Source organism: Nocardiopsis nanhaiensis, assembly GCF_054778635.1.
On record NZ_BAAGZJ010000027.1, the window covers coordinates 46397 to 58753 of the forward strand.

Sequence of the window (12357 nt, forward strand, 5' to 3'; positions counted from 1 at the left end):
GGGCGGTGGTATGGGTTCACTGGTGTCCACGGCTTCAGTCAACCATCAGCCGGCAAGCCCCGCCCGAAACGGCTCGGGCGCGAGCGCGGCCGACCCGACTTCTAAGCGAGTCCCTGCGTGTCGTCCTCACCGTCTTCGCCGTCCTCGCCGTCGTCGGGGACCCGGCAGGCGTACTCCAAGTACAGGGCAGCGGCCAGCAGGAGACCGGCGGCGCCCGCGGTTCCCAGGGCGGTCAGCATGTCCTCGCGGTAGCTGCTCAGCTCCAGGCGGGACGAGAAGGACAGCCCCATCCCCGCGAAGAAGCCCCCGGCGGTCGACGCGAAGAGCGCGCTCGCCTTGGCCAGGGCCAGCAGGCGGGCCGCGCTGAGCGGCTCCATCGGCTCGGTTCCCGGCACCCGGCGGATCCGCCGAGCTGTCCGACCCGCCGTGAACGCCTCCGCGAAGGCCAGCAGCAGCAGGGTCGGGATCGCCGTCCAAGGAAGCTGCGGAAGGCCCGTGACGGAGTTGGCGACCAGCAGCCCGACCAGAGCCCCCAAGACAGCCAACAGCAGCGGGGCACGCCACCCTGTCGGGGCGAGCGTGCCCCCGCCGTCACCGGACATCAGTGACCCGCCTCCCCGGGCACCTTCAGCCGCAGATCGTCACGGAGCACCAGCTGCTGCTCCCCCTCCGTGTCCTCGGCCTCGACCCCGGCGAGTAGGGCCGCGACCGGCGCCCGGCCGGGCAGTACCGCGGCGGGGTCCGTGTCCAGCCAGGGACGCAGTACGAACGCGCGCAGGTGCGCGCGCGGGTGCGGCAGGGTCAGGACCGGGTCGTCGTCGAGGACCTCGCCGAAGGCGATCACGTCCACGTCAAGGGTGCGCGGCCCCCAGCGGACCTCGCGGACCCGCTCGAACGCCTGCTCGGCCGACTGGGCCCGTGCCAGGAGTTCCCTCGGCGTGTCCTCCGTGTCCACGGCCAGGACCGCGTTGAGGAAGGACCCCTGTTCGGGCCCGCCCACCGGTGCGGTCTCGTACACGGGCGACACCGCCACCGCCTCGGGGGCACCCTCCCCGGCCAGAACCAGGTCCACGGCTCCCTGGAGGATGGCCATCCGGTCCCCCAGGTTGGAGCCCAGGGAGAGCACCGCGCGCCTCACCACTGGCCCCGCTTCCCCCGTGTGACGGTGACCGACACGTCCGAGAACTCGTGCTCGATGGGTGCCGACGGCTTGTGCACCGTCAGTTCGACACCCTCCACGAGCACCTCGCCCAGGCACACCTGAGCGAGGCGTTCGGCCAAGGTCTCGATGAGGTTGACGGGCTCGCCCGTCACCACCTCCACGAGCCGGTCTGCGAGCAGGCCGTAGTGCACGGTGTCGCCGACGTCGTCACTGACCGCCGCGGGCCCGGTGTCCAGGTACAGGACCGCGTCCACGACGAAGTCCTGGCCCTCGCGGCGCTCGAAGTCGAACACCCCGTGGTGGCCCCGGGCGCGCAGGCCGCGGAGCGCGACGCGGTCCCGCATCAGCCCTCGACCTCCGTCTCCTCGTCGTCCTCCATCAGCACCGGCGAGGCGTGGTGCGACCACAGCCGCCATCCCTGTTCGGTGTCGACGAACAGGTTGGTCGTCACCACCTGGCCGCCCGCGACGAACCCCGGGCTGCCGTCCTCGGCGGTCAGCACGTTCTCCTCGCAGGTCACCATGGCGATGTCCCCGCCGATCCCGATGTGCGTCTCGGTGAGCACGTACTGGATGTACGTGACGTTGGCCATGATCAGCGACCAGGCGCGCATGATCTCGGTGCGGCCGCGCAGCAGCGGCCAGCCGGGATTGACGCACACCAGGTCGGGGGCCTCGTGCTCCTCGGCCCAGACGGTGCGCATCAAGTCGATGTCGCCGTTCTCGATCGCGCTGTAGAACTGCCCGTTGGCCTCGGCGACGCGCTCCATGACTTCCTGACGGGACTTCACAGGCTGCCCCGGTCCACAGTCACGTCGCGGCCCTCGTCGAGGCGGTCGCCGCCGTCGGACCAGGCAGCCGCGACGCGAACCGCGTCGGCGTTCAAACGGACGTCGTGTACCCGGACCGCCCAGGCCCCCCGGTCCGCGGACAGGGTGGTCACGGCCGCGGTGGCCGCGTCGCAGTCGACGAAGGAGCGGTCCACGCCCTTGGCATCGCCGAGCAGGCGGCTCAGGAAGCGTTTGCGGGAACCGGCCACCAGAACGGGGCGGCCGAGTTCGTGGAACCGGTCGAGCTGCTGGAGCAGCGCCCAGTTGTGCGCCTGCTCGGGACGCTTGGAGAATCCCAGGCCCGGGTCCAGAACGATCTGGCCGGGGTCGACACCTGAACTGATCATGGCCTCCATACGGTCGCGGAGCTCATCGAGGACCTCCTGGACGACATCCGTGTACACGGCACGGCTCTGCATGTCATGACTATGCCCACGCCAGTGCATCAACACGTAGGCGACACCGGAAGAAGCGACGAGTCGTGCCATCTCAGGGTCGGCCATCCCGCCGCTGACGTCGTTGACCAGTACCGCTCCGCCTTCGACCGCACGCGCCGCCACTTCGGCGCGCATGGTGTCGACGCTGACGGAGATACCGCGCGAGGCGAGTTCACGCACCACGGGCTCGACCCTGCGCAGCTCCTCGTCGGCCCCGACCCGCTGGGCCCCGGGGCGGGTGGACTCGCCGCCCACGTCGACGATGTCCGCGCCCTCCTCGGCGAGGCGGAGGCCGTGCTCGATCGCGCGCTCGGGGTCGAACCAGGATCCGCCATCGGAGAAGGAGTCGGGGGTGACGTTGACGACCCCCATGACCAGGCAGCGTTCGCGGCGGGGCAGCCCTGGAAGTGTGTGTTTCGGCGCCATGCGCATCACCCTACGCCCGTGCCAAGGGACCGTGGGCACACAGCCCCGGCCCCTCTGGGAGTGTCCTGGGACTCGTTTCCCGGCCCCCGCTCAGCGGCGGTCGAGGATGAGGCTCATGACCTCGTGGCGGGTGCGGTCGCTGCTGCGGAAGATGCCCCGGACCGCGGAGGTGACCGTCTTGGCCCCGGGCTTTCGCACGCCGCGCATGGTCATGCACAGGTGCTCGGCCTCGACCACCACTATCACCCCGCGAGGGTCGAGGTGGTCCATGATCGCGTCGGCGACCTCCCCGGTCAGGCGCTCCTGCACCTGCGGGCGGCGGGCGTAGACGTCCACCAGGCGGGCGAGCTTGCTCAGCCCGGTGATGCGGCCGTCCGCGCCAGGGATGTAGCCGACGTGCGCGACCCCGTAGAACGGGACGAGGTGGTGCTCGCAGGTCGAGTACAACTCGATGTCCTTGACCAGGACCATTTCCTCGTGGTCGGCCTCGAAGACCGTGGTGAGGACGTCGCCGGGCTTCTGGTCGAGGCCGGCGAACTGCTCCTCGTAGGCCCTGGCGACCCGGTCGGGGGTCTTGGCCAGGCCGTCGCGGTCGGGGTCCTCCCCGATGGCGATCAGGATCTCCCGGACTGCGCGGGCGATGCGCTCGCGGTCCACGGATCTGGCCGGCAGGTCCGCGCTCACGCTTCGTCTCCCTCAGTGCTGGTGGTCGGCCCCGCCGAGAGCTGGCCGTTGGTCGATGAGCCCTGGATTTCGGCGCCGTTGAGCCTGGACAGCTCCTTCTTGGAGCGGACGGGCGGCCGGTTGGAGGGCTGGCGCTTGCCGTAACCGGTGTAGGAACCGCGGGAGGGCCGGTCCCGGACCGGAGCGAAGATCTCCAGTACCTGGCTCTTGGTGAGCGTCTCCTTCTCCAGCAGCTGCACGACCAGTTCGTCGAGTACGTCCCGGTACTCGACGAGGACTTCGTAGGCCTCGTCGTGCGCGGACTCGATGAGGCGGCGCACCTCCTCGTCGATGATGGAGGCGATCTCCTCGGAGTACTCGCGGGCGTGGGACATCTCCCGGCCAAGGAACGGCTCCGTGTTGGATGAACCGAACTTGCGGGCACCCAGTCGCTCGCTCATGCCGTATTCGGTGACCATGTTGCGGGCCAGGTTGGTGGCCTTGTCGATGTCGTTGCCCGCACCGGTGGTGGGCTCGTGGAACACGAGCTCCTCAGCGGCGCGACCGCCGAGCATCATGGCCAGCTGGTCCATCATCTGCGAGCGCGAGGTGAGGAACTTGTCCTCGGTCGGTACCGACATCGTGTAGCCGAGGGCGCGGCCGCGGGGCAGGATCGTGATCTTGTGCACCGGGTCGGAATTGGGCAGCGCGTGCCCCACCAGGGCGTGACCGCCCTCGTGGTAGGCGATGACCTTCTTCTCCCGGTCCGACATCACCCGGGTCTTGCGCTCGGGCCCGGCCATCACACGCTCGATGGCTTCCTCGAGGACAGCGTGGTCGATGACCTTGCTGTCGGCCCGGGCCGACAGGAGCGCACCCTCGTTGATGACGTTGGACAGGTCCGCACCGGTCATCCCGGCGGTCTGGCGGGCGATGACGGTGTAGTCCACGTCGTCGGCCATGGGCTTGCCCTTGGCGTGGACCTGGAGGATCTCCTTGCGGCCGTCCATGTCCGGCCGGTCCACGACGACCTGGCGGTCGAAGCGGCCCGGGCGGAGCAGCGCGGGGTCGAGGATGTCGGGGCGGTTGGTCGCTGCGATCAGGATGACGCCGCCCTTGACGTCGAAGCCGTCCATCTCGACCAGCATCTGGTTGAGGGTCTGCTCGCGCTCGTCGTGTCCGCCGCCCATGCCCGCGCCGCGGTGGCGGCCGACGGCGTCGATCTCGTCGATGAAGATGATCGCGGGGGCGTTGGCCTTGGCCTGCTCGAACAGGTCACGGACCCGCGAGGCGCCCACACCGACGAACATCTCGACGAAGTCCGAACCGGAGATGGAGTAGAAGGGGACCGAGGCCTCACCCGCGACGGCGCGGGCCAGAAGGGTCTTACCGGTTCCGGGCGGGCCCATCAGCAGGACGCCCTTGGGGATCTTGGCCCCCATCGTCTGGAACTTCTCCGGACTCTGCAGGAACTCCTTGATCTCGTGGAGCTCCTCGATGGCCTCGTCGGCCCCGGCCACGTCCGCGAAGGTGTTCTTCGGGGTGTCCTTGGTGATCAGCTTGGCCTTGGACTTGCCGAACTGCATCACCCGGGAGCCGCCGCCCTGCATCTGGCTGAAGATGAACCAGAAGATGATGATGATGATGATCAGCGGCAGCAGGCTGAACAGCGCCGTGGTCCAGATCGGGGTGGTGGCGACGGAGACCTCGTAGGAGTCCAGGTTCCCCTCGGGGTTCTCGCTGGACTCCTGGAGCATGGACGCCAGCTCCAGGCCCTGGCCCTCGACCCAGTAGGACTCGTAGATGTCCCCGTCGACCGTGGTCAGCTGGATGCGCTGGTCCCGGTCGACGAGCTCGGCATTGTCTACCTGGTCCTGCTCGATGAGCATGTAGACGTGCGAGGTGTCGGTCTCCTCAGGCTGCGGCCCGGCCCCGACGTCGAACACGCGGAAGCCGATGATGAGCATGAGGGCGACGACCAGGATCCAAAACCACGGGCCGCGGAAAAAACGCTTCAGATTCATGTGAGCGGAACCCTGTCGGGTCCGTCCCTCCTGACCAGGCCGCCCGCCCCAGAGGACTTTCCGAAGCAGGACCTATCGGACACGTGCTCCCTGCGATGACGCCGGGATATTCGACGGTACACCTCGTCGCGCCGAGCGGGCACACCGCTCAGGCCGGTGACGGGGCCGTCATGGGGGCAACGACGGCGACCCGTTCCGTTGTTCCCGGAAACCGCCGAGCGCGGACCTCCGCGGGCCCGCGCCTCGGTAGGGAGCGTACTTCCCCAACTGGGGAGAGCGTACTTCTCTAACTCTCGTATACGTGCGGTGCGAGCGTGCCGATGAACGGCAGGTTGCGGTACTTCTCGGCGTAGTCGAGGCCGTAACCGATGATGAACTCGTTGGGCAGGTCGAAACCGATGTACTTGACGTCGAGGTCGACGTCGAAGGCGAGCGGTTTGCGGACCATGGTGTAGATCTCGACGGACTTGGGGCCGCGTGACTTCAGGTTGCCCACCAGCCAGGACAGGGTCAGCCCGGAGTCGATGACGTCCTCGACGATCAGGACGTCGCGGTCCTTGATGTCGGTCTCGAGGTCCTTGAGGATGCGCACCACGCCAGAGGACGTGGTCCCTGCCCCGTAGGAGGAGACGGCCATCCAGTCCATCGTGACGGGGCTGTGCAGCGTCCGCGCGAGGTCGGCCATGACCATGACCGCGCCCTTGAGCACTCCGACGATCAGCAGGTCCCTGCCCGCGTAGTCCGCATCGATCTGCGCGCCCATCTCAGCCAGGCGCGTCTTGATCTCTTCCTCGGTGACCAGGACCTTCTCCAGGTCCTGTCCCATGTCTTTGGCGTCCACGCTCATGTCCTCGCTGCTGGATTCCCCGTTTGCGGCAACCAGGATAAGCGTGCCGAAAGCGGCTACGGTGCCGGACCACCCGGCGGGGGCATGCACGGCTCAGCGCCCGAAGAGGATCCGACCAGCGGCGCGGCGTCCCCGAATCCCGCCCGGCAAGTCGATGTGGGCCTGCCCGCGCCACTCCGTGACGAGCCGGTCCAGTTCGCGGACGTGCCGCGCGGTCAACGCGCTGGCCGGGCACCCCGCATCGAGGGCTGCGCGGCGCAGGACGCGGGTACGCAGGGAGGAGTCCGCCCGCTCCAACCGCTCTACGGAGAGACCTCCGACACATTCACCCTCCTCCGTGTCGGCACCCAGCTCACTGGACTCCGCGTAGAGCTCGTCGGAGAGGCCGTCCAGCGTGTCCGCGTCCGAACGGAGCATGGCCGCCGTCCTGGCCAGGGCGGCGGCGATCCCCGGCCCCAGCGCCCTCTCCAGCGCGGGCAGCGCCTCGTGGCGCACCCGGGAGCGGGCGAAGCGCGGATCGTGGTTGTGCGGGTCCTCCCAAGGACGCAGGCCCATCAGGTCGCAGGCCTCCCGGACCGTCACGCGGTCCAAGTCCAGCAAGGGGCGGAGGTAGTCACCGGTGCGCCGGGCCATCCCGGCCAGGGAACGGGCCCCCGAGCCGCGCGCCAACCCGAGCAGGACCGTCTCCGCCTGGTCGTCAAGGGTGTGGCCGAGGAGCACCACCGCGGGGGCGTGTTCCGAGACCGCTGCGGTCAGTGCGCCGTAGCGGGCGTGCCGGGCCGCGGCTTCAGGACCGCCCCCGCAGGAGACCCGCACGGGCCTGGTCAGGACCGGATCCAGGCCGAGCCCGCGCGCGATGTCGGCGACGGCCTTGGCACGGGTGTCCGATCCAGTCTGGAGTCCGTGGTCGACGGTGACCGCGCCGGCGGCGCGGCCCAGGCGCGGCGCCTCGAAGGCCACCGCCCCCGCCAGCGCCAAGGAGTCGGCCCCCCCGCTGCACGCCACCAGCGCCGTAGTCCCGTCCGGCAGGTCGGACAGCACCCGCCGGACCGCCGATCGAACGGCGGCCACGGCGGGGGGCGGTCCGCTCACTCCGTGATGGCGGCGGGCCGAACGACCCGTTCGATCCACTTCGCGGGGTTGCGGATCTCCTCGAGGGTGGGCAGGGTCTCGCGCGAAGTCCACACCTTGTTGAACTCAGCCATCCCGACCTGGGCGACGACCTGGCGGACGAAGGCGGCGCCCTCCTCGTACTGCTTCATTTTCAGGTCCATGCCCAGGAGCTGGCGCATGATCCGGTCGATGGGGTTGGGCGACTCCCGGCGCTTCTGGAAACGGGCCCGGATGGTCTCGACCGAGGGCACGACCTCCGGTCCGACCGCGTCCATGACGTAGTCCCCGTGCCCCTCCGCAAGGCTCATGACGGCGGTGATCCGGTCCATCAGCTCGCTCTGCTCCGGGCTGTGGAACGCGGTGAGGAGGTTCCCGTCACCTCCCCGCACCGCATCGGCCACGGCCTCGCCCGCCTGCCGGAGGCGGTCGATGAGGTCCGAGGCCTCCATCTCCGTGGACAGCAGGAGCTCCTGCATGAGGTCCTGGACATGGTCCCGCAGCCACGGCGTGGCCGTGAACTGCATCCGGTGGGTCTCCTCGTGCAAGCAGACCCACAGGCGGAAGTCGCGCGGGTCGACGTCCAGTTCGCGTTCGGTGTTGACGATGTTGGGCGCCACCAGGGTCAGGCGCCCGGTCGGCGAGTTGCCGTCCGGGTCCGGTGGCAGGAAGAGTTCGTACTGGCCGAGGACCCGCCCGGCCAGGTAGGACAGGACCGCACCCAGCTGCACCCCGGTGATCCGGGAACCGACCGCGGTGGTCAGGTTCCCGGCCGGGCTGTTGTTCAGCCGGTCGGCGCCCATCTGTTCCAGTACGGGTTCGAGAACAACCCGAAACCCGTCGACGTTGGCTCGAATCCATCCCGGGCGGTCAACGATGACCGCTGGCCCTGAGGGTTCGAGGGGGTTCATTCCGGTGAAGTCGCGCACGTGCCCGGCCGCCACGGTGGAAAGCTCGCGCAACTGAGCCACGGCCTGCCGTGCGTCGGACAGGTCCACCTGCGGCCCAGGGCGCACGAGGCGGACACCGGTGTTGACGGCTACGTCCCAGTCGATCACAGTCACACCGTCAGCCTACCCATGCGACAACCGTGAGCACGGAGATCAGGGCGCCGATTCAGGGCCCAGCCAGGGATACCCCTGAGGGCGGCCAAATGCGTCTCACGCAAGGCAGCAACCGCAGGGGGTTCCCGTTCGAGCGCCCGAGAGTCTGGGTTGTAGCAAGCACAGTGCAAGAGGAGTCAAGCCGCTAGCGAGGAACGAGCCGGGTTCCAGACTGCGCAGAAGGCGTCCGTTGAGGGTTGGTGGCGGGCGACGGGCGAACGGGGCTGCGCGCGCCAGCGCGTCGGTTGAGGGTTGGTGGCGGGCGACGGGCGAACGGGGCTGCGCGCGCCAGCGCGTCGGTTGAGGGTTGGTGGCGGGCGACGGGCGAACGGGGCTGCGCGCGCCAGCGCGTCGGTTGAGGGTTGGTGGCGGGCGACGGGCGGGCGGAGGCCCAAAGTATTAAGAACAGCCGCATTGGCTGAGAGCAGTGGCGAGGGTGTCCAGCTGCGGGCCGGAGGCGCCCGGGCTGTTGGCCATGAGCGCGAACACGAACACGTTGCCCTCCAGGTCGTGGACGGTGCCGGCCAGGGTGCTCACTCCGTCGAGGGTCCCGGTCTTGCCGCGCACCATCCCGGCCCCCTCAGGGGAGGTGGAGAATTCCGAGTAGCGTCCGGCCAGGGTACCGGTGGAGTTCGCTGTGGGCATGCCGGTGATGGTCGCGTTGAGCCGGGGCTCGTCGGAGGCCGCCTTCACCATGTCGACCAGGGCGTGGGCCGTGATGCGGTTGTCGGGGCTCAGGCCGCTGTTGTCGGCCAGCTCCACCCCGTCGACCCCCAGATCGTCCATCACCCGGTGGGTGGCTTCGGCCGCCCCCGCGAAGTCGGGTTCCTCGCCCATCGCCATGGCGGCGACCCGGCCCAGCGACTCGGCCATGTTGTTGTCACTGGCCAGCATCATGAACTCGACCAGCCCGGTCATCGGCATGGAGTCCACGGAGGCGACGGGGTCCCCGGAGGCCTCGGTTTCGTCCGGCGAGCCCTCGACGTTGAGCCCGGCCTGTTCCAACCGGTCGGCGAAGGCCTCCGCCGCGGCCAGGGGCGGGTCCGGGGCCCGGGTGGACACGTCAGGGTCCACCCGGCCGCTGTCGGTGAGCAGCGCGTGGATGGTCGCGGTGCTGCCCTCGGTGACGTAGGTGGGCTTCCACCCGGGCCCGGTGTCGGACCCGGTGAACAGCGAGTCGTCGTAGCCGACCGCAACCGTGCCCAGTCCTTGGTCCGCCAGGGCGGCAGCGGTGTCCTCGGCGAGCTCCTCCAAGGTTGCTACCTGCGGGTATGCTGCTGAGTCGGCGGTCGCGGTCAGAGTCGCGTCTCCCCCTCCACGCAGCACCACCCGGTTCTCCTCGGGGTCGAGGTAGGCCTCGGTCCGCAGCACGTGGTCGGGGCCGACGGCGTCCAATACCGCGATGGCCGTGGCGATCTTCGTCGTCGACGCCGGGGTCACCAGGGCGTCCGCGTCCCGCTCGAAGAGAGTCTCCCCCGTGGCGCCGTCAACCACGTAACCGGAGAGGCCCTCCTCAAGCCCAGAAGACGACATGGGATCATCAAGAACGTCCGCGATCCGTTCCGGGGCCGCCGGAGTCGGGTCCGCGGGTGCAACCGCCGCCACGCCGTCGGCGTGCGTGACGGGGTTGGGCACCGCCGGAAGTGGTCGTGCCTCGATCACGTCCAGGGCTGCGAACCCGGTGATCAGCACGAATATGTTGAGCAGGGCCAGCGCGAGGAACGCCTCGCCTCGTACCCGTCGCACCCGGGGCACCTGCCCTTCCTTCGGTGTCGCGGCCTGACGTTGTAGTTATACGGCGACATTAGTCGCATTGGGAGCCGAGATCAGCATGGAATTCGACGTTACGATCGAGATCCCCAAGGGGGAGCGCAACAAGTACGAGGTGGACCACGAGACCGGTCGTATCCGTCTCGACCGCATGCTGTTCACCTCCACGACCTACCCCGCCGACTACGGTTTCGTCGAGGGAACACTCGGCGAGGACGGCGACCCCTTGGACGCCCTTGTCCTGCTCAAGGCCCCGACTTTCCCGGGTTGCCTGATCCGGGCGCGCGCCATCGGCATGTTCCGCATGCGCGATGAGGCGGGCGGCGACGACAAGCTGCTGTGCGTTCCGGCGACGGACCCGCGCCAGGAGCACCTTCGTGACATTCACCACGTCAACGAGTTCGAGCGCCTCGAGATCGAGCACTTCTTCACCGTGTACAAGGACCTCGAGCCCGGCAAGTCCGTCGAGGGCGCCAGCTGGGTCGGCCGCCACGAGGCCGAGCAGGAGATCATCGCCTCGGTGAAGCGCGGCGAGGAGCACGGCTCCCACGGCGACGCGTCGCACATCACCAACGAGGGCAAGTAGCCAAGCGCCACAAGCATCTCGGTGCTTCGCAGGACCCGGCAGGGGTTTCCCCGCCGGGTCCTCGTCTTTCACGTCGGCCGTCGTCGTTCCCGTTGGCAGTACCGCTCAGTTCACCTCGGCGCTGTCCGGAGCCAACGGGACCGGCTCCTGGCCGGGATCGCGGACGAGCGCGTAGCCGGCCAGCGCGATGAGCAGAAGAGCGCACAGCAGGGCGAGGACGATGGGCAGCGGGAAAAGCGTCGGGCGTGTCGGTTGGCGCTTGTCGGGACCCAGCGGGAAGCCGTCCCGGCCGAAGCGGTCGGCCCGTGCCGCGACGTGCAGCCGGTAGCCGTCCAGCGCGGATCCGCACATTCCGTTGAGCACCCTGGCACGGACCAGCTCCGTCTTCTCCGGAAGCGCAAGCGCGCGGTCGGCCTCGTAGCTCGCCCGATGGCGCGCGCACTCGGCTTCAGCGAGCGCGTGCAGCCACTCCCCCAGCCGTGCGGCGTCCGGCAGGCGCGCGCTGTGCGCTCGGGCGACGATCAGGGTGTCCCTGAGTACGACATGCGCGGCGTCGCGATCACGGAGGACCAGGATGCAGCGCCGGTACAGCTCCTCTCCGTAAGCATCGAGAAGCCATACGTAGGCGTCTGAGGGCGGGGTTCGGCCGGAGCGCAGGGCATGCAGGAGATCCTGGTCCGTCATAGACCTAGAATCTACGCCGCACTCGGCGCGACGCTCCCCGGTTCGTCGAAAGACACGCGGTTCTTCCGCGGGGCCACACCTCCTGCGAGCTGCGATGGGCCGGTGTGCGACGGACCGGTGACCGAGTCCGGCCGGGCACCGGGTTCAGTACTCGTCCGGAGGGCGGCGCGGCTCCGGTGGCCAGCCGGGGCCCTGAGGCCGCCGACGTGGCGGCCCGGGCGGACGCGGGCGGCGTGGATGCGGACCCGGACGGTCGGGAGGGTCCCCTCGGCCCTCCCGGTCGGGGGTGACGAATAGGGCACCGGCATACCTGGACCGCAGCCACAGCAGCACGTAGGTGAGCGCGGTCAGCCCAGAGACGAGCAGCGCCGCCTCGGCCCCCAGGAACCCGAGGGCCATCACGCCGACGGCGACCACGACGAGGGCACGCGCCAGCACGCGCGCCCACAGGCCCTGGACCTCGGGGGTCAAGGCTGCCCTCTGGGAACGGACGGCTGCACGGCCACTCCTGTCGCTACGGCTGTACTGGGGGGTGGAGCCCGGTTCGGCGGACGCGCCGTGTTCTCGGGCTCCACATGTCACCACCACGGGAGTCCTCCCGCAACACGTCCGGGACTGGCCAAGGGTGAGCGGTTCGACACGCGTGATTCTCGGTGATCGCTTGACTCACCACTGGCTTTGCTGGTCTCCTTACGTCCATGTATCCGCGCACCCGC

General features: G+C 69.4%; 14 protein-coding genes. 1 reads left to right on the forward strand and 13 read right to left on the reverse strand.

The window, feature by feature from the left end; all coding sequences use genetic code 11:
• Positions 1-101: 101 nt before the first annotated feature.
• The 11 genes from ACYVD1_RS14950 to dacB form a co-directional block, all read right to left on the reverse strand.
• Positions 102-602, reverse strand: coding sequence for a DUF3180 domain-containing protein (locus ACYVD1_RS14950; protein WP_460772544.1), 501 nt, complete (start codon positions 600-602; stop codon positions 102-104).
• Positions 602-1138, reverse strand: coding sequence for a 2-amino-4-hydroxy-6-hydroxymethyldihydropteridine diphosphokinase (folK, locus tag ACYVD1_RS14955; protein WP_460772637.1), 537 nt, complete (start codon positions 1136-1138; stop codon positions 602-604). Before folK ends, ACYVD1_RS14950 begins: the two co-directional genes overlap by 1 nt.
• Positions 1135-1506: a dihydroneopterin aldolase gene (folB, locus tag ACYVD1_RS14960; RefSeq protein ID WP_460772547.1), complete on the reverse strand. Its 372-nt coding sequence runs from the start codon at positions 1504-1506 to the stop codon at positions 1135-1137. The genes folK and folB overlap by 4 nt, the downstream gene beginning before the upstream one ends.
• A complete protein-coding gene (locus ACYVD1_RS14965) occupies positions 1506-1952 on the reverse strand; it encodes a nuclear transport factor 2 family protein (protein ID WP_460772550.1) in 447 nt (148 codons plus the stop codon). The genes folB and ACYVD1_RS14965 overlap by 1 nt, the downstream gene beginning before the upstream one ends.
• Positions 1949-2854 carry a dihydropteroate synthase gene (gene folP / locus ACYVD1_RS14970; RefSeq protein ID WP_460772552.1) on the reverse strand — a complete coding sequence of 302 codons (906 nt, stop codon included), beginning with the start codon at positions 2852-2854 and terminating at the stop codon, positions 1949-1951. Before folP ends, ACYVD1_RS14965 begins: the two co-directional genes overlap by 4 nt.
• Before the next feature lie 90 nt (positions 2855-2944).
• A complete protein-coding gene (gene folE, locus ACYVD1_RS14975; protein ID WP_460757818.1) occupies positions 2945-3538 on the reverse strand; it encodes a GTP cyclohydrolase I FolE in 594 nt (197 codons plus the stop codon).
• Positions 3535-5541: an ATP-dependent zinc metalloprotease FtsH gene (ftsH, locus tag ACYVD1_RS14980; protein ID WP_460772555.1), complete on the reverse strand. Its 2007-nt coding sequence runs from the start codon at positions 5539-5541 to the stop codon at positions 3535-3537. Before ftsH ends, folE begins: the two co-directional genes overlap by 4 nt.
• Before the next feature lie 286 nt (positions 5542-5827).
• Positions 5828-6382: a hypoxanthine phosphoribosyltransferase gene (hpt, locus tag ACYVD1_RS14985; RefSeq protein ID WP_460772558.1), complete on the reverse strand. Its 555-nt coding sequence runs from the start codon at positions 6380-6382 to the stop codon at positions 5828-5830.
• A 99-nt stretch (positions 6383-6481) separates the two neighbouring features.
• Positions 6482-7480: a tRNA lysidine(34) synthetase TilS gene (gene tilS / locus ACYVD1_RS14990; protein WP_460772562.1), complete on the reverse strand. Its 999-nt coding sequence runs from the start codon at positions 7478-7480 to the stop codon at positions 6482-6484.
• Positions 7477-8556: a zinc-dependent metalloprotease gene (locus ACYVD1_RS14995; RefSeq protein WP_460757850.1), complete on the reverse strand. Its 1080-nt coding sequence runs from the start codon at positions 8554-8556 to the stop codon at positions 7477-7479. Before ACYVD1_RS14995 ends, tilS begins: the two co-directional genes overlap by 4 nt.
• 444 nt (positions 8557-9000) lie before the next feature.
• Positions 9001-10356: a D-alanyl-D-alanine carboxypeptidase/D-alanyl-D-alanine endopeptidase gene (dacB, locus tag ACYVD1_RS15000; protein ID WP_460772566.1), complete on the reverse strand. Its 1356-nt coding sequence runs from the start codon at positions 10354-10356 to the stop codon at positions 9001-9003.
• A gap of 76 nt (positions 10357-10432) precedes the next feature.
• On the opposite strand from dacB, the gene ACYVD1_RS15005 reads away from it, so the two are divergent.
• Positions 10433-10957 (forward strand): inorganic diphosphatase, encoded by a 525-nt coding sequence (locus tag ACYVD1_RS15005; protein ID WP_460757813.1) that lies wholly within the window; start codon positions 10433-10435, stop codon positions 10955-10957.
• A gap of 105 nt (positions 10958-11062) precedes the next feature.
• Here the strand turns inward: ACYVD1_RS15005 and ACYVD1_RS15010 are convergent, their stop codons facing one another.
• Together ACYVD1_RS15010 and ACYVD1_RS15015 are read right to left on the reverse strand one after the other, a co-directional pair.
• On the reverse strand, positions 11063-11641 hold the full coding sequence (locus ACYVD1_RS15010; protein WP_460772569.1) for an RNA polymerase sigma factor: 579 nt from the start codon (positions 11639-11641) through the stop codon (positions 11063-11065).
• Positions 11642-11785: 144 nt separating this feature from the next.
• Entirely contained in the window at positions 11786-12112 is a 327-nt protein-coding gene (locus tag ACYVD1_RS15015; RefSeq protein ID WP_460772572.1) for a hypothetical protein, read from the reverse strand.
• Between the last annotated feature and the right edge of the window lie 245 nt (positions 12113-12357).

What these genes read in the sequence shown, in the direction of transcription:
- ACYVD1_RS14950 (WP_460772544.1), bottom strand. Translation starts at nt 602, where the DNA reads ATGTCCGGTGACGGCGGGGGCACGCTCGCCCCGACAGGGTGGCGTGCC.
- folB (WP_460772547.1), bottom strand. Translation starts at nt 1,506, where the DNA reads ATGCGGGACCGCGTCGCGCTCCGCGGCCTGCGCGCCCGGGGCCACCAC.
- folP (WP_460772552.1), bottom strand. Translation starts at nt 2,854, where the DNA reads ATGGCGCCGAAACACACACTTCCAGGGCTGCCCCGCCGCGAACGCTGC.
- ftsH (WP_460772555.1), bottom strand. Translation starts at nt 5,541, where the DNA reads ATGAATCTGAAGCGTTTTTTCCGCGGCCCGTGGTTTTGGATCCTGGTC.
- ACYVD1_RS15005 (WP_460757813.1), top strand. Translation starts at nt 10,433, where the DNA reads ATGGAATTCGACGTTACGATCGAGATCCCCAAGGGGGAGCGCAACAAG.
- ACYVD1_RS15010 (WP_460772569.1), bottom strand. Translation starts at nt 11,641, where the DNA reads ATGACGGACCAGGATCTCCTGCATGCCCTGCGCTCCGGCCGAACCCCG.